The 14,967-nt window shown below is 64.4% G+C and carries 17 protein-coding genes; 5 read left to right on the top strand and 12 right to left on the bottom strand.

The window, feature by feature from the left end:
• Window positions 1-144: 144 nt before the first annotated feature.
• From H7V21_RS10760 to H7V21_RS10705, 12 genes are all read right to left on the bottom strand, one after another.
• Window positions 145-1,086 (bottom strand): cation diffusion facilitator family transporter, encoded by a 942-nt coding sequence (locus H7V21_RS10760; RefSeq protein WP_188053735.1) that lies wholly within the window; start codon window positions 1,084-1,086, stop codon window positions 145-147.
• Window positions 1,087-1,095: 9 nt separating this feature from the next.
• Window positions 1,096-1,977 (bottom strand): hypothetical protein, encoded by an 882-nt coding sequence (locus H7V21_RS10755; RefSeq protein ID WP_188053734.1) that lies wholly within the window; start codon window positions 1,975-1,977, stop codon window positions 1,096-1,098.
• Window positions 1,974-2,153, bottom strand: a complete 180-nt coding sequence (locus tag H7V21_RS10750) for a hypothetical protein (RefSeq protein ID WP_188053732.1) — start codon at window positions 2,151-2,153, stop codon at window positions 1,974-1,976. The genes H7V21_RS10755 and H7V21_RS10750 overlap by 4 nt, the downstream gene beginning before the upstream one ends.
• A complete protein-coding gene (locus H7V21_RS10745; protein WP_188053730.1) occupies window positions 2,150-3,175 on the bottom strand; it encodes a sodium:calcium antiporter in 1,026 nt (341 codons plus the stop codon). Before H7V21_RS10745 ends, H7V21_RS10750 begins: the two co-directional genes overlap by 4 nt.
• Window positions 3,172-3,801, bottom strand: a complete 630-nt coding sequence (locus H7V21_RS10740) for a cation diffusion facilitator family transporter (protein WP_188053728.1) — start codon at window positions 3,799-3,801, stop codon at window positions 3,172-3,174. The genes H7V21_RS10745 and H7V21_RS10740 overlap by 4 nt, the downstream gene beginning before the upstream one ends.
• The gene (locus H7V21_RS10735) at window positions 3,798-4,184 is read right to left on the bottom strand and encodes an STAS/SEC14 domain-containing protein (RefSeq protein ID WP_188053726.1); all 387 of its coding nucleotides are present in this window, start codon (window positions 4,182-4,184) and stop codon (window positions 3,798-3,800) included. The genes H7V21_RS10740 and H7V21_RS10735 overlap by 4 nt, the downstream gene beginning before the upstream one ends.
• Window positions 4,185-4,223: 39 nt before the next feature.
• On the bottom strand, window positions 4,224-7,487 hold the full coding sequence (locus tag H7V21_RS10730; protein ID WP_188056496.1) for an efflux RND transporter permease subunit: 3,264 nt from the start codon (window positions 7,485-7,487) through the stop codon (window positions 4,224-4,226).
• A gap of 55 nt (window positions 7,488-7,542) precedes the next feature.
• Window positions 7,543-8,709, bottom strand: coding sequence for an efflux RND transporter periplasmic adaptor subunit (locus tag H7V21_RS10725; RefSeq protein ID WP_188053724.1), 1,167 nt, complete (start codon window positions 8,707-8,709; stop codon window positions 7,543-7,545).
• Window positions 8,710-8,720: 11 nt separating this feature from the next.
• A complete protein-coding gene (locus H7V21_RS10720; protein WP_188053722.1) occupies window positions 8,721-9,974 on the bottom strand; it encodes a TolC family protein in 1,254 nt (417 codons plus the stop codon).
• A gap of 64 nt (window positions 9,975-10,038) precedes the next feature.
• Window positions 10,039-10,413, bottom strand: a complete 375-nt coding sequence (locus tag H7V21_RS10715) for a hypothetical protein (RefSeq protein ID WP_188053720.1) — start codon at window positions 10,411-10,413, stop codon at window positions 10,039-10,041.
• Window positions 10,414-10,559: 146 nt separating this feature from the next.
• The gene (locus H7V21_RS10710; protein ID WP_188053718.1) at window positions 10,560-10,775 is read right to left on the bottom strand and encodes a helix-turn-helix transcriptional regulator; all 216 of its coding nucleotides are present in this window, start codon (window positions 10,773-10,775) and stop codon (window positions 10,560-10,562) included.
• A complete protein-coding gene (locus tag H7V21_RS10705; RefSeq protein ID WP_262503826.1) occupies window positions 10,768-11,337 on the bottom strand; it encodes a hypothetical protein in 570 nt (189 codons plus the stop codon). The genes H7V21_RS10710 and H7V21_RS10705 overlap by 8 nt, the downstream gene beginning before the upstream one ends.
• 292 nt (window positions 11,338-11,629) lie before the next feature.
• Here H7V21_RS10705 and H7V21_RS10700 point away from each other — a divergent pair, with 292 nt between their 5' ends.
• From H7V21_RS10700 to H7V21_RS10680, 5 genes are read left to right on the top strand one after another with little or no spacing between them, the layout of a single operon-like run.
• Entirely contained in the window at window positions 11,630-11,944 is a 315-nt protein-coding gene (locus H7V21_RS10700; protein WP_188053716.1) for a DUF2523 domain-containing protein, read from the top strand.
• A 29-nt stretch (window positions 11,945-11,973) separates the two neighbouring features.
• The gene (traL, locus tag H7V21_RS10695) at window positions 11,974-12,261 is read left to right on the top strand and encodes a type IV conjugative transfer system protein TraL (RefSeq protein WP_057883310.1); all 288 of its coding nucleotides are present in this window, start codon (window positions 11,974-11,976) and stop codon (window positions 12,259-12,261) included.
• Between the two features lie 13 nt (window positions 12,262-12,274).
• On the top strand, window positions 12,275-12,841 hold the full coding sequence (locus tag H7V21_RS10690; protein ID WP_188053714.1) for a type IV conjugative transfer system protein TraE: 567 nt from the start codon (window positions 12,275-12,277) through the stop codon (window positions 12,839-12,841).
• Window positions 12,838-13,659 carry a type-F conjugative transfer system secretin TraK gene (locus tag H7V21_RS10685; protein ID WP_188053712.1) on the top strand — a complete coding sequence of 274 codons (822 nt, stop codon included), beginning with the start codon at window positions 12,838-12,840 and terminating at the stop codon, window positions 13,657-13,659. The genes H7V21_RS10690 and H7V21_RS10685 overlap by 4 nt, the downstream gene beginning before the upstream one ends.
• Window positions 13,659-14,966, top strand: coding sequence for a TraB/VirB10 family protein (locus H7V21_RS10680; RefSeq protein ID WP_188053711.1), 1,308 nt, complete (start codon window positions 13,659-13,661; stop codon window positions 14,964-14,966). The genes H7V21_RS10685 and H7V21_RS10680 overlap by 1 nt, the downstream gene beginning before the upstream one ends.
• The last annotated feature ends 1 nt before the right edge of the window (window position 14,967 follow it).

Below are 14,967 nucleotides of genomic sequence, written 5' to 3'. Positions count from 1 at the left end.
CTTTCGGTCTGTTCGTGCCGTCGGTCGGCATCGCCCTCTCAGTCAGTATCGGGCCGCTTCTAGCAGCGCTCATGCTGGTCAGCCCGCCGGTGCGATGGGACTGCAGCGCGACCACTGGGCTCGACGTGCTGCTTGCGCGGTGGATCAGTGGTCGGGGTCGTTTGCAGATGGATGCGGCGGTATCAGCTGATCGTCACATTCGCTCACGAGGCACGCCTCGAGCGTTGCATGGGCAATGCCGAACCTTTCCAGCAGCACACCTCGTAACGGTTGTTTGAGTTCTTCGAAAGCCTGAAGCGAGGCCGTGGAGGGAGTGAGATGTGCTTCAAGGGCGCGATGGTGCTCCCCCAGGTTCCAGACATGCACATGATGCACGCCCGCGACGCCATCGTGCTCCTGCAAGGTCCGAACGATCTGATCGAACTCGACCTCATCGGGCACCGCTCCCATCAGCAGGCGAACCGTCCTCGGCATCAGCGACAGACCCTGCCAGATAACATAGCCAGCAATGACTACGGTGATGATTAGGTCCGCGAGGTAGAAATCGTACAGGAGAATAAGGACGCCTGCCGCAATTACTCCGACGGAGGCCATCGCGTCAGAAACGTTGTGAAGGAACGCCGCCTTCATGTTGATGCTGTCGCGTGCGCCGCGATGGGTGATGAAGGCGGTGACGAGATCGATCACCAAGGCAATTCCCGCCACGCCAATGACGGTCCAGCCCTCAACAGGCTGCGGATCGGCGAACCGGTTGATGGCCTCCACGAGCAGGTAAAAGCCGATGATGAGCAGCGTGGTCAGGTTGATGAGCGCTGCAACGACTTCCCCTTGGGCATAGCCGAACGTCATAAGCTTGTCCGCAGGTCGCCGCCCGATCCGGCGCGCAAACCACGCGAGGCCGAGCGAAGCCGCATCGCTGAAATTGTGCAGCGCGTCCGCGATCAGCGCGAGTGAACCGGACACGATCCCGCCGATTATCTGCGCCACCGTCAGCAGAACGTTGATCGCCACGGCGAAAATCAGCTGGCGATCGCTCAGGTTCTCTTCGCCATGACTGTGGCCGCCGTGATTGTGGGAGTGCCCCATGTTGCTTCCCTATCCCCTCGCTTGACGGGTGTTCGGTTGAGCAGACGATTGCTCCACCGGATGCTCGAGGCCCGCGCTCGAGATACCAGCAGCGTCCAGAATCTCGCCAAGTCCAACGGCGAACAGAGCGAAGGCGACAAAACCACACAGGAAGGCGAGAGCGGATCCTACCTGCTTTCCCGCGGCAATCCCTTGCCCGTGAGAGAGCAGGGTTCTTGCCGCCGCAGCAAGGAGAAATCCTCCGAAGAACGCAACAAGCCCCGGCAGGCCGTTGCTACCGAAGCTGTGCACTGTCCAGAACGCCAGGAGTGCGAAGACATTGAGCACCAGAACGAGACCAACCTGCAATACAACGCGGTCCATCCGCCCCATCTTCGCCGACAGAAATCCGGCGGTGAGCTGGCGGGAAACAAGGACATTTGCTGCAGTAAGGCCAGTCGCCAGAGCTATGCCCAAGGTGGCCGACGCGGCGGCTGCTACGCCGATAGCCATGCCGTACCCAAGCAGATCGACGATCGCGAAGACGGAGCGTTCGGCGAAAGCAGATTGGCGGCCGCTTTGTTTAGCGCTTCTGTTCGACGTCTTCGCGCGACGAAGTGCAAGATGCCGAGCTGCCGTGCACAGGATAACAGAAGCTGCCGCGCCAGCCAGATACAGGAAGGGGATGAGCCACCGGCCGACGGTTAGCTCGGCAAATGGCATAATCGTGACGGCAACGAGCGCAAAGAGAACGCCCGAGACGCCGGGCATGAGCAGGTCATATCGGCGCAATTCCGCTGCGGCGCGCTCTGCCCATACTGCCCCGACGATCAAGCCGACGCTGGCGAGCGTCGACAGGAGCAGGGCATGCGACCGGCTTTGTGTCGCAAAAACCGTGTCGATGATCGTCACGTGACGATCTTTTCCGAACCAGCCCGGTGCAGACAGGCAAAACCATTGAGTGCGAACACCATGGCGGCGCCATCTCCCGCTGCCGCAGCGATGTCAGGCTTCCGATTACCCGGCGCTCCACTGCGATGAGACGGGCCGGCGTAGCTGGCGCCGGCTTGCTGATGTTCGCTGCTCATGCCCCGCCTCCCGAACCTTGGAACGGCTGCACCCAAAACACGACTACCGCGACGAACGCCGCGTAGGCGGCTGCGAAGCCGAAAATCGTCCAGCGATGGAAACCCCTCGCCTGCTCGCCCGAAAAGTGGATGAACATGGCATAGAGGACAGGCATCAGCGCCACAAACGCCAAGCTGACCCAGAAGAGGCGAAAGTCCTCTATCGGCGTACCGATGATCGTAAGCGGTATGAAGGCGAGCGTCATCGTCACCGCATGATCGCCGATCACGCTGGTGCTGGCCGAGGTGACCTGGCCGGAGCGGGCGACGCTCCACGTTGCGAAGACCTCGGGCAAAGCTGCGACAGTGGCGGTGATGAACAAACCGCCGACTACGTTGGGAATACCGAGAGCGCCGATGATCTTCTCACTGGAGAAAACGGTGAAATAGGCACCGACTGCAAGCGCGCTGACGCCTGCGATCGCCATCCACCGTTCCTTGCGGCTCCAGTCGACATTCTCGCCTTGCTTGCAGCCGCGCACCAGAGCCTGGACGAGGTACGCCAGGTAGGCGAGCAGCAGGAGCCAGCCGTCGATCGGTTGCAGGCCTCGCCACGGGGCGGGCAGCGTCAGCAGGGCGAAGACCGCGAGGATCGCCAGGTAGGGTAGCGCCTGAACGGTGACGGCACCTTTGTCGACCGCGACGTAGTGCTTTCGCCGGTGCTCTTGGTGGTCCTTGTTACCCGATTCCTTCAGACCCGACTTGCGGGTTGCGACATAAGCTGTCGCCACCATCAGCGGGATGGCGAGGACGTTTGAGCCGAGCATCGCGCCCAGTCCAATATCGGAGACGCCGCGCGCCGCGCTCGTGACGTTGATGCCAATTTCTGGCGAGGCTGCCGCGATGCCGAGAAAGGAGCCACCCGCGGCAACCGAAAAGCCCCATTGCTTGCGAAGCTTCTTGAGCGGCCCAGACAGCCGCTCCGCGCCCCAGTGCGCTGCCCAGACGGCGGCGAGAAGAACCGCTGCCCAGACCGCTGTCATTTTTTCCCGATCCCCCGGTGTTCGGTGCCCTTCTCCTCGTGAATGTCCATGTGCGCATCGCGGAGGATCTCGATACCGCCATACAGCGCAATGCAGGCAACCGCGATGCCGACAACGAGGTCGGGCCAGTTGGCACCGGTGAAGAGCACGACGATGCCAGCAATGATAATGCCGCCGTTGGCCACGAAATCGTTGAAACTGAAGGTTGTGGCCGCGCGCAGATTGACATCGCGGTTCTGCAGCTTCTTGAGCAGATAGAGCGAGAGAAGGTTAACGACCGCTGCGACGGCAGCCATCGCCATCATCATTATGCCGGCAGGCTCCGATCCTTCGAGGAAACGGCGTATGGCATCGAGGACGACGCCGACCGCAAAGATCAGGAGCATGAAACCGGAAACGCGCGCCGCCCCGCGCTTCCACACTCGCGAGCGGGTGAGGGCGAATAAGGTCAGCCCATAGACGACCGCGTCGGACGTATTGTCCAGGCCGTTCGCAATCAGCGCATTGGAATCCCCTATCGCGCCGGTGATGAAGAAGCCGACTGCAATGGCGACGTTGAGCCAAAGCACGATCCACAGAGTACGGCGCTTGTCGGCGGAGGCGAGGTCTAGGTCGGTTTCGCTCATTCGGCGTTCCTTTCGCCTTCGGCACCGGTCCGCGCCCAGCGTTCGGCGCGCCCTTCGGCATCCGGATCGAAAAAGCGCGTTTCAGCCGGCGGGAAGAGAACGTCGGACAGTTTGGTGGCCCATTCGTGCCAGTCGCTTGTGCCGATGATGGCGATACGGCCGAACTGGTCCTTGTGCATCACGTCGAAGCGGAGGTCGCGCCAGATTCCGCCAAGGTCCCAGCCCGAGAAATCCGGCGCGAGCTCGATGACCATCGGCACCGTTCCCTGCTCGATCGCAGCAATGCGCTCGAACAGGGGTACGAAGCGGTCGTAGTCCGAGCTTTCTAGAGTTCCCCCGGCTTTAACCCGGATCAGCCCATTCTCTTCTTCGATCTCCAGCACAATAGCCTCTTCCGTCGGGTTCTTTGAGAACCCTTTCCTTTATGTAACCTCCCGCAATTCGTCGCGTTCCTCCCGCGTGACGTTGCGGCGCAGTCGCTCCCACCACTTTTCGCGCCAGCTGCGTTCGTCGTCGGGACGATGCAGCACGAGCCGCGCAATTGCAGGCAGAACGAACAAGGTGAGGATCGTTGCGGTGATCAGCCCGCCGATGACCACGGTAGCCAGCGGACGCTGCACTTCGGCGCCGGTTCCGGTCGCGATTGCCATCGGCACAAAGCCAAGAGAAGCGACCAGCGCGGTCATCAACACGGGGCGCATGCGTGCCAGGGCGCCGTCCTCGATCGCCTCTTCTAGGTCCATGCCTTTCTCGAGGCGCTGCCGGATCGCCGTCATCATCACCAAGCCGTTGAGCACCGCCACGCCCGAAAGCGCGATGAAACCCACCGCCGCCGAGACCGAGAACGGCAGTCCCCTCAGCGCGAGTGCGAAGATGCCGCCCGCCAGCGCCATCGGAATGGCGCTGAACACCGCCAGGGCCGGAACCCAACCGCCAAGCGCCATGAACAGCAGGAGCAGGACGAGCGCAAAGCAGAGAGGCACGACGATTGCGAGCCGTGCCTGCGCTGCCTGCAGGTTCTGGTACTGGCCACCCCATTCGATGAACGAGGCAGGCGGCATGTCGACCTGTGCAGCGACCCCTTCCTGGGCCTCTTCCACGAAGGAGCCGAGATCGCGTTCGCGCACGTTGGCCGAGACGATCACCAGCCGGCGCCCCTGTTCACGGCGCACTTCAGCAAGGCCGTCGACCACGCGGAAATCGGCGAGCGCCCGCAGCGGAACAGTGACGCCGTTTTCGAGAACGATCGGGAGGGCCCCGAGCTGGTCGAAATCGTCACGCGCCGCAGCTTCCAGACGAACGATGACCTCAAACCTTCGGTCGCCTTCGAAGACCAGACCGGCAGGTCGCCCGCCGAGTGCGATGGCGACCGACTGGGCGACGTCTTCTACGGACAGCCCATATCGTGCGATGGTCGGCCGATCGAAGGCGATGTCGAGGGTCGGAAAGCCCGTCACCTGCTGTACCTTCACATCTGCCGCGCCCTCGACGCCGCGCAGGACGCCCGCGACATCGCCCGCCGCTTCGGTCAACGCAGTGAGGTCTTCCCCATAGAGTTTGACCGCCACATCGCCGCGCACACCGGCGATCAGTTCGTTGAAGCGCAGCTCAATCGGCTGGCTGAACTCATAGAGATTGCCGATCAGACCGCCGAGCGCTTCTTCCATTTCGGCAACGAGCGCATCTTTCGACAGGTCCGGATCGGGCCATTCTTCACGAGGCTTCAGCATGACGTAGGCATCCGAGGCATTGGGCGGCATCGGATCGCTGGCGACCTCGGCCGTTCCCGTCCGGGAGAACACCAGTTCAACCTGCGGAAACTGCTCCAACCGGTCTTCCACCCTTCGCTGCATGGCCAGGGAGCGCTCGAGCGACGTGGAGGGAATGCGCAGCGACTGCACCGCGAGATCGGTCTCGTCGAGCTGCGGGGTGAACTCGCTGCCGAGGAAGCCGAATATGAATGCCGCCACGGCGAATACGCCGACACCGGCACCAATGACGGGCCACGGACGCGCAATCGCCTTTCGCAGCGCCGGCCCGTAGCGCTCCTTGGCGATCCGGATCGGCTTTACCTCCGTCTCGGTAAGCTTCTTGTTGAGCAGCACCGCAATCATCGCCGGCACGAATGTCAGCGACAGAACGAAAGCCGAAGCCAGCGCGAGCATCATCGTGATCGCCATGGGCGAGAACGTCTTGCCCTCGACTCCGGTGAAAGTGAGGAGCGGCGCAAATACGAGGAAGATAATCGCCTGTCCGTAGACGGTCGGTTTGATCATCTCCTGCGCGGCAAGCCGTGTTTCGGTCAGTCGCTCGCCCAGGGTTAGCAAGCGCCCTTCGCGATGTTGCCGCGTGGCCAGACGGGCGACGCTGTTCTCGACGATGATGACCGCGCCATCCACGATCAGGCCAAAATCGAGCGCTCCGAGGCTCATCAGATTGCCGGAGACGCCCAGCCGGTTCATGCCGATCGCAGCCATGAGCATCGATATCGGGATGACGAGGGCTGTGATGATCGCGGCGCGGATGTTGCCGAGCAGAAGAAACAGCACGGCAATGACGAGAAGAGCGCCTTCGAGAAGGTTCTTCTCGACCGTCGCGATAGTCGCGTCGACGAGCGCCGAACGGTTGTAGACGATCTCGGCTACCACGCCGTCCGGAAGCGATGCGCGAACTTCCTCGAGCCGCTCGGCAGCGCCGGCCGCGACTGTTCTGCTGTTTTCACCAGCGCGCATCAGAACCGTGCCGACAACGGCCTCCTCGCCGTTCAGCGATGCGGCGCCGGTCCGGAGATCGCCCCCGATTTCGACAGTGGCCACGTCGCCGATGCGAATGGGCACGCCCTCACGGGTGGCGACGACCGCCTCCTCGATATCCGAGATGCCGCCAAGACGGGCGTCGACGCGGACGAGCAGAGCTTCATCGGCGCGGTCGACGAAATTCGCTCCCGCTGCAAGATTGGCCGCTTCGAGCGCGTCGATAAGAGAATCGAAGGACAGACCATAACCGGTTAGGCGAGCCGGATCGGGCTGAACGAGAAACTGCTTTTCGAAGCCGCCGATCGAATCGACCCCGGCCACGCCATCGATCGATCGCATCAGCGGCGCAACAACCCAGTCCTGCACGGTGCGCAGATAGGCCGCCTTGGCGACCTCGCTTTGGAGCCGATCGCCGCGTTCGGTGATGAAGCTGCCATCGGCCTGCCAGCCGGTACGTCCGCCGGTTCGTGCTCCCCGCCCACCGGGATGCTCGTACTCGATGGTGTACATCAGCACTTCGCCTAGGCCGGTGGAGATCGGACCCATGGTGGGCTCAGCGCCCTCGGGCAGCGATGCTCCGATCGGCGCCAGGCGTTCGTTGACCTGCTGGCGCGCGAAGTACAGATCGGTCCCTTCTTCGAAGATCGCGGTTACCTGGCTGAAGCCGTTGCGCGATATAGACCGGGTCATCTCCAACCCCTCGATCCCGGCGAGCCCGGTCTCGATCGGAAAAGTCACCTGTGTCTCCACCTGCGAAGGCGAGAGCGCGGGTGCGCTGGTGTTGATCTGTACCTGGGTATTGGTGATGTCGGGAACGGCGTCGATCGGCAGCCGCAACAGGTTAAATGCGCCGTATATCGCGGCGAATACAGTCAGGACGATGATCGCCCAGCGAAAGCGCACGGCAACGTCGAGAACCATTCCGATCACGCCGTGACGATGGCTTTCCTCGTGCGCGTCAACGGCCGCGGGTGAGGTGGTTTGATCAATGGCCATGTTCGGCGCCCTCCTTCTCGAGCTCGGCCTTCAGCAGAAAGGCGTTGTCGGTGGCGATGCGCCATCCGGGCTGGAGACCCGAAAGAATGGTCACCATCCCTGCGGAACGGCTGCCCGTTTGCACCTCCCGTGCCTGGAACCCGCGCTGCGTCCGCACGAAGACGACGTCGCGTCCTTCGAGCACCTGCACTGCGTCTTCGGGCACAGCGATGCGGGTCTGGTCGATTTCGCCGGAGGGACGAATCCGCGCTTGAAGGAAGGCGCCCGGCTGGAGGCCGGGGATCGGACGTGCCAGGGTAAGCACCGCAGTCGCGCTGCGGCTCTCAGGATCGAGCGAAGGCGTCACCGACCGTACACGCGCGCCGATCTCGCGGCCGTCGCCAACGATTAGCGCCGCTTCGTCGCCAGGCTGGATACGTGCGGCATCCTCCGACGGCAGGGCGACCTCAACCTGCATGCCGTTGGGATTGACAACGCGATAGAGCTCCTCGCCCGCATCGACGAAGGAGCCGAGCACGATCGGAGCTGCCGTCACGCGCCCTGAAAGGGGGCTTGTTACGGCGAGCGAACGACCATCGCCGCTGACACCAGCAGCGGCGACCGCGGCTTGGGCGCGGTTCAGTTCGGAACGGGCAACATCGAGATTGGCGCGGGCGGCCTCGAGGTCCTGCCGCGCGGTTACATTGGCCTCGAACAGGCGGCGCTCGCGCTCGTAAGCGGCCGAAAGCTCGGTAACGCGCGCGCGGGCAGCACTCAGCTGCGAGGCGAGCGCTGCAGCATCGGCGCTTTCGATGCGTGCCACTGTTTCCCCCTGGCGGACATAATCGCCGAGCGTCTTGCCGATGCTGCGCACGACGCCCGATGCCCGTGCATCGATCCGCGCGCTCGCAGACGGGCTCGCCGCGACGGTGGCCGGAAAAACGAGTTCGACCGCAGCGCCGGTCTGGACGGTGGCGAGCTCGATATCGGCGGCGCGGATTTGCTCTTCGGCAAGGAGGACCAGTCCTTCGGGAAGTTCGGACTCACTCGCTTCTTCTCCGGCGTGCACCCCGCCCTCGGCGTGCGTGTCGCCTTCGTCGTCAGGCCAGAGGAACAGCAGCAGCGCTGCAGCGAGAATGGCAATCCCGGCGATGATCGCCAGTTTTCTGCGGTTCATGGAGATATTCCTCATTGTGCGGCCAGCCTGATGAGCTCGGCGGCAGCTTGTCCCTGGTCTTCCTGCGCGGCGATCAGGGCCTCGCGGATATCGTCGCGCGCTTCTGCGGCGCTCAGGACCTCGATCAGCGGGAAACGGCCATTGCGATAGCCGATGCGGACAAGCCGCAGCGCTTCCTCGGCCTGGGGGAGTGACGTTGCGGAAAGTGTTTCGACGCGCGCTTCGGCAGCGAGGTATTGCGCCCGGGCGCGGGTCACCGCCTGTTCGAAATCGGCAAGCGCTATCGCCTCGCGGGCATTGGCCGCACGCAGCCGCGCCTCGGCAGCGGCGATGTTGCCCTGGTTGCGGTTGGCGAAGGGAAGCGGGATGGAGACGCCGACGAGAAACGCATTGTCATTGGTTTCCTCGAAGCGCCGCACACCGGCAGAGACCACCGGGTCGGAAACGCGCAAGCTGCGCTCGCGGTCGATCTCGGCTTCGGCCGCCCGGCTTTCGGCACGCGCCGCTTGCAGTTGAAGCCCCGTCGTAGAGACCAGAACTGTGCTTGGCGGCACGATGTCGGGAAAGTCGCTCGGAACTACCGGCGGAGCACCCTCATCCGACCAGAGCGCTGCAAGCGCGGTGCGCGCGGCCAGACTGGCTGCCTCGGCAGCCTGCAGTTCCGCTCGCGCTTCGGCCAGTGCCGCCTGGGCGCGCAATCCCCGGAGCGGTGGCTCCCGGCCGACCTCGACGAGCACGCCAGCTATTCGGGCAAGTTCGACATTCCTCTCGACGATGTCGAGCGCCAGCTCTACCCGTGACGCTGCCGCCGCGGCAACTACATAGCGCTCACGCACCAGAAAGCCGAGCTCGGCTTCCGCCAGATCAGCCCGAACGTTCGCAAGTTGCGCCTGGGCTTCGGCAGCCTGGACGCGAGCGCTGCGCTTACCGCCAAGCTCGAGCCGCTGTCCGACCGAAAGTGTGTATTCGGTTGCACTCAGCCCGGAGAACGCGCCGCTTCCGGCAATGTTCTCGACCTCGAACGAGACCTCGGGATTTGGCCTCAATCGAGCCTGACCGACCAGCGCCTGCGCTGCCTCGGTGTCGGCACGTGGTCCGACGATCCGAGGATTCGATTGCGTTTCGGCGGTACTCTCGGACAAGCCTGATCGGCTCAAGGCCTCTTCGAGCGAGAGAAGCTCGCGCTCCTGCGCCGCGGCAGGCATCGCGTATGCGGCGAGGGCCAGCCCCGAGATAAGGGCGCCCCGCCATTTTCTGGCTGACATGTTTTGAGTTCTTCCTCTGCTGACAATCCGAAAAGCGCCGCCAGGAGCGGCGCGTTTGGTCTTGTCAGGCGCGAGGAGGGCGTCTCAGGCGTGCGTTCTCGTCCGAAGAGAGAGCGATGGGACTGGCGGGCACCACTATGACCGCAGAGGCAGGAGCCCGGTCCATCGGCATCTCTCCAGTGACACTCGCGCTGTGATGGCAGTGACCGTGGCCGCAGATGCCGTGCTGATCTGCAGGCGCATTCGGGTCGTCCCGACGTTCTTCATGGCCCGCCGCTTCGACTTCGGCGAACGAAGCAGCCGATGCCTCAACCGAGCCGATCGGCGCCACCTCGGTCCCACAGGTGGCCGCATCCGCCGCGGTCGCGACTACCATCGCGACCAGCATCAGCAGGACGGCCAAGGGGTGCAGGACAAGATGGCGATAGGTGCGAGTCATCAGATGTGGCGCTCCCTAGCGCAGAACAGCCCGTTTTTTCAACCACCAAGAATGGCGGCCGTCGAATTCCGTGTCAGGATGGCTGGAAGGATAGATCGTTGCTTCAGCGACTATGGGTACAAAAACCGGCATCGAGAAGATCCCGATCAGGATCTCACTGTTTCGATCCAGTTCTCAACATCCTCTTCTACCCAGGCCACGACATAGCCGCCAAGCTGCACCGGTTTCGGAAACCTGCCCTCGGCCATCCAGCGGTAGATCGTCGACCTGCCCAGTCCGACCCGGTGCTTGACTTCAGGGAGACGGATAAGGCGCGGGACCTTGCGCGGCTCAGGCGCTGCAGGATCGATCGCCTCACCCATGATGGCCTCCCTGGCTCGAGGTGAAACCGTCACCAAGCAGCGCATCCCTGCGTTCGAGTTCCTCGATATGGTCGGACAGGAGCCGGGCGACGCGGTGCGCCGTGCCCTTGGCCCAACGCGGCCTCACATTGTGGACCTGGTTGCCCAGGACGCGTTCGAGCGCAGATGGCAGCTCGCCGGTGAAGTCCTCGAAGAACTGCGCGAGATCCGATTGCAGCCAGGCAATAGCATGATCGCCGCTGCTGACGAGGAACAGCAGGATGTGGGCCTGGGGGGTAACGCCGCTCGCGGCAAGAATGCGCAGGGCCTCGCCCAGGCTGGCGGAGCGCTCGCCTGCCAGAACACGGCGCAGGGCATCCTTATGAATCTGCGCGACGCGCGCAATGTCGCAGCGCGTCCGGCCGCTGGCTTCGACTGCTGCGAGCAGCAACTGGGCGAGGTCTGCGCGAACCTGCTGTTCGGCAAAGAGCGCCATGTTTGTCATCGACGAATCCTTTCGCGAGTTGGTGATCGACTCGAGGGCTAGCCGCGAAGGAAGGCTGTAGGAAAACGAAAAGAACAAGAAGAGAACATAGAGGAAGGATCGAATCAGCTTCCTATGATGATTCGCGCAGATCCCGGCTGACGGATCGCAATGCGCGGTAGACCGCGCGCAGAAGGCAGCCAGGTTGGCGCACCTGGTCGCCCGACCAGCGCGAAACCCGACCCGGTCCCTCGTCCACGTCGCTTTTCGCTTGGTCGATGGGGCCGAAGCGCACTCGGCCATTTCCTACACCCCAGCTTCGCGGCGAGGAATGAACATACAGCGAACACGCTCGCTGGTTCGATGTTCAACTTTGCCGGAGTTCCTCCCGATGATCACCAAGCCGCTCAGCGCCGCCCGCCCCCGGGCACGAGACTACATTCTTCCCGCCATCGTAGCGCTCGCCTGCGCCGGCGCCGCCTATGCCGGCGCGGACACCACCTTCGATCCGGCGCTGCAGAAGTTCACCGACTTCCTCGAAGGTTCGGGCGGCAAGATCATCACCGTGATGTCGCTTGCCGGCGGCCTCATCGCGCTGGCCTCGGGGCGCTTTGCGCTCGGCCAGGTGGCGGTGCCGGTGGGTGTTGGGATCGGCGTCGGCACCGGCGTGCCGATCGTCACCTCGGTCGTGACCGCGGTCATCTGACAGCGGTCACTCGGCAGGAGGGCGGCATCATGGCCGACAGATACCTTGTTCCACGGCGGCTCGACGATCCGGAGCTCATCGGCTTCTGGACCATCGACGAGTTCGCGGGACTTCTCGTCCCGTTCGCCTGGGGCATTCTCGCGCAGCACATCATCATCGGCACGGGCCTATCGGTCGTGACCTGGTTCGCCCTGCGGAAGGCGAAGGCAGGCAATGCTGGGTCGAAACTGGTGCATGCTGCCTACTGGTATCTGCCCGGGAGCTTCCTGGGATTGAAAGCCACGCCGCCCTCCCATTGCCGCCTGCTGGCCGGGTGAGGGGAGGACAGACATGCAAACCGAATTCGCACATGCGCAGGCGCAGCGATATCTCGCCCAGCGCAACCGCTTCGCAGGACTGAGCGCCATTCTGGCAGCGACCAGCGTGCTGGGGATCGGGGCAGCGATCACCCGCGACGAGCAGGTCGTTCTCGTTCCGGTCACCGCCGAGACGCTGACCGTCTCGAGCGGCGGGATCGATACGCATTACCTCGAGCTCGTCACCCGCGACACCGCGTTGATGCTCCTGAACCGCTCGCCCGAAAGCCTCGACTACTGGATGGAGCAGATCCTCAAAGTGGCCGATCCGGCGGCGCACGGCCGCCTCAAGGCCGATCTGGTCAAGATCGTCGACGAGCAGCGCGGCTCCGACGTCAGCCAGGCCTTCGTGATCCGCTCGATGGTGGTCGATACCAAGAGCCTCACCGCAACCGTCACCGGCACGCTCAAGACCTTCGTCGGAGCGCAGGTGATTGCGAGCCAGGAACGGACCTTCCGCTTTGCCTGGGCGAAGCGCGGGCTTTCGCTCGGCCTCACCGGCTTCGAGCAAATTACCACAGACGAGGAGCAGCCATCATGAGCCTCTTTTCAACGCCGCTGAGCGCGGCACTCGCCGGGACCGGCCTTGCCTGTTTCTGCATCGGCGCGACCCGGGTTCCCGACAGCGGCCTGCGCGCAATCGGCGCGGCCTTCGTGGCGGCATCTTTCGCGCTGGTCGCGGTTCCCGCGCATGCCGATCAGTTCGTCGAGGCGGCGGACAACGCGACGATCGACTGCGAGCTCGCGCGCGGCGAACTGACCCGCATCGCACTGGTCGAGGACGGGTTCGCCAATGTCTCGAAGATCGCCAGCGGCTTCCCCTACAACGACTTTCAGGTGACCCACGAGCCGGTGCGCGGCGACATCTACATCTCGGTGCCGCCGCAGTTCGCGTCGGACAAGATCAGCTTCTTCACCACCAGCAAGGCAGGCTACGTCTACCGGTTCGCCTGCCGCCTCGGCGGCGTGGAAGCGGGCCAGCTGTTCATCACCAATCCGGCGCTCGTTCGCAGCGAGGCGGCCGAATGGGAGCAGGAAAGCGGCCAGGACGAAGCCGCCATCCGTCTGATCGAGGCGATGGCGAGCGACGGGGTGCTGCCCGGCTTCTCGGCGCGCGCCGAACTGTCGCGGCCGCGCCGCACCGGCGCCATCGAGGTTCAGCAGGTTGCGCAGTACGACGGGGCGGCGCTGACCGGTCAGCGCTTCCTCATCCGCAACATGGGCAAGGAGCCGCTCGCGCTCGGCGAGGAGCGCGAGGCGCCCGGGGGCGCGCTCGCCTTCGCCTATGGCCGCGACACTCTGCCTCCCGGCGAAGCGACCAGCGCTTTCCTTGTCTTCAGCACTGGAGGTCTCGAGTGATGGCCGACGCATCCGAGACGACGCCCGAACGCGCGCCGCACGACAGCGGTCATGCCGAAGGCCGGCGGACCCTCAACACCCAGATCGCCAGGCGCCAGAAGCTGCTGCTCGCAGGTATCGGCGCGCTCGTCCTGATCGGCGGGTCGTGGATCGTCTTCGGCGGCGAGGATGATGACGGCGCCGCGGCCGAGGGCGCGGCGACCATCGACACCGGCGGTCTCGTCAACCGCAACCTATCGCAGCGCGAGTTTGTCGCCACTTACGGCAACCGGCTCGATGCGCAGGGCCGCGCGATCAAGGATCTGCAGGAAACGCAAGTGCCGCGGCCCGCGATCGAGCAGGAACTCGAAGCGCTGCGCTCCGAAAACGCGCAGATGCGCAGCGATGGCCAGACGGCGATCGCTGCGATCTCGGCCGAGAACGCCGCCTTGCGCGGCGAGCTGCAGCAGGTTCGCCAGGCCGAACCACCGGCACCGGCCGCGCCGCCGCCGACCTATGGCCCAGGGGTCACGCCGCCGCAGCCGCAACGGGGGCCTCAACAGGGCGACGCGCTCGCACCCGGTCCGCAGAGCGGAGGCCTCAGCACGCTCAGCTTCGGCGAAGCGGGCGAGGCAAAGAGCCGCCCGGCGGCCGAACGCTCGCCTGCGCTGATGCTCGAGGCGAGCCGCGATTACCTGCCGCCCAATTCCTATGCCCCGGCGCGGGTAATCGTCGGGGTCGATGCTTCGACCGGCGTCGCCAGCCAGACCGATCCGCTGCCCGTCGTGCTGCGCATAACCGGTCCCGCACGCTCGGTCGTCAGCGGCAAGCGGCTGCTTACCACCGACCTCACCGGGTGCCTCGTCAACGGCGCGGCGCGCGGCGATCTCTCGGCCGAGAAGGTCTACGTCAAGCTCGCGCGGATGACCTGTGCGCAGCCCGGCGGCCGCTACGCGGTGAGCGAGGTCAAGGGGTTCATCGCCTTTGCCGGCAAGTCCGGGGTGCGCGGCCGCGTGGTCAGCCGCGAAGGCAGCCTCGTCGGTCAGGCGCTGCTTGCTGGGATCGTCGGCGGCTTCGGGCGCGGCTTCTCCGCCAACGCCAACGGCATCTTCACCGGACAGGTCGGCGCCAATGGCCAGCGCGAGGCGCTCTCGCCGACCGACATTCTTGCCGGCGGTTTCGGCCAGGGCGCGGGTGACGCCGCCGACACGGTCAGCCGCTACCTCATCGAACGCGCCGAACAATACCAACCCGTCGTCGAGATGCCGACCGGCATCGAGGTCGAGATCGTCTTCCTCGACGGCGTCCATGTCAGGAGCACCAAGTAAC

This window comes from Sphingosinithalassobacter sp. CS137, from assembly GCF_014334115.1.
Taxonomy (GTDB): Bacteria; Pseudomonadota; Alphaproteobacteria; order Sphingomonadales; family Sphingomonadaceae; genus Sphingomonas.
This window is presented reverse-complemented; position numbering and strand designations above follow the sequence as displayed.

Coding starts and splice junctions, on each gene's coding strand:
- H7V21_RS10760 (WP_188053735.1), bottom strand. CDS start 1,086: ATGGGGCACTCCCACAATCACGGCGGCCACAGTCATGGCGAAGAGAAC.
- H7V21_RS10750 (WP_188053732.1), bottom strand. CDS start 2,153: ATGAGCAGCGAACATCAGCAAGCCGGCGCCAGCTACGCCGGCCCGTCT.
- H7V21_RS10745 (WP_188053730.1), bottom strand. CDS start 3,175: ATGACAGCGGTCTGGGCAGCGGTTCTTCTCGCCGCCGTCTGGGCAGCG.
- H7V21_RS10740 (WP_188053728.1), bottom strand. CDS start 3,801: ATGAGCGAAACCGACCTAGACCTCGCCTCCGCCGACAAGCGCCGTACT.
- H7V21_RS10725 (WP_188053724.1), bottom strand. CDS start 8,709: ATGAACCGCAGAAAACTGGCGATCATCGCCGGGATTGCCATTCTCGCT.
- H7V21_RS10720 (WP_188053722.1), bottom strand. CDS start 9,974: ATGTCAGCCAGAAAATGGCGGGGCGCCCTTATCTCGGGGCTGGCCCTC.
- H7V21_RS10715 (WP_188053720.1), bottom strand. CDS start 10,413: ATGACTCGCACCTATCGCCATCTTGTCCTGCACCCCTTGGCCGTCCTG.
- H7V21_RS10710 (WP_188053718.1), bottom strand. CDS start 10,775: ATGGGTGAGGCGATCGATCCTGCAGCGCCTGAGCCGCGCAAGGTCCCG.
- H7V21_RS10700 (WP_188053716.1), top strand. CDS start 11,630: ATGATCACCAAGCCGCTCAGCGCCGCCCGCCCCCGGGCACGAGACTAC.
- traL (WP_057883310.1), top strand. CDS start 11,974: ATGGCCGACAGATACCTTGTTCCACGGCGGCTCGACGATCCGGAGCTC.
- H7V21_RS10690 (WP_188053714.1), top strand. CDS start 12,275: ATGCAAACCGAATTCGCACATGCGCAGGCGCAGCGATATCTCGCCCAG.
- H7V21_RS10685 (WP_188053712.1), top strand. CDS start 12,838: ATGAGCCTCTTTTCAACGCCGCTGAGCGCGGCACTCGCCGGGACCGGC.
- H7V21_RS10680 (WP_188053711.1), top strand. CDS start 13,659: ATGGCCGACGCATCCGAGACGACGCCCGAACGCGCGCCGCACGACAGC.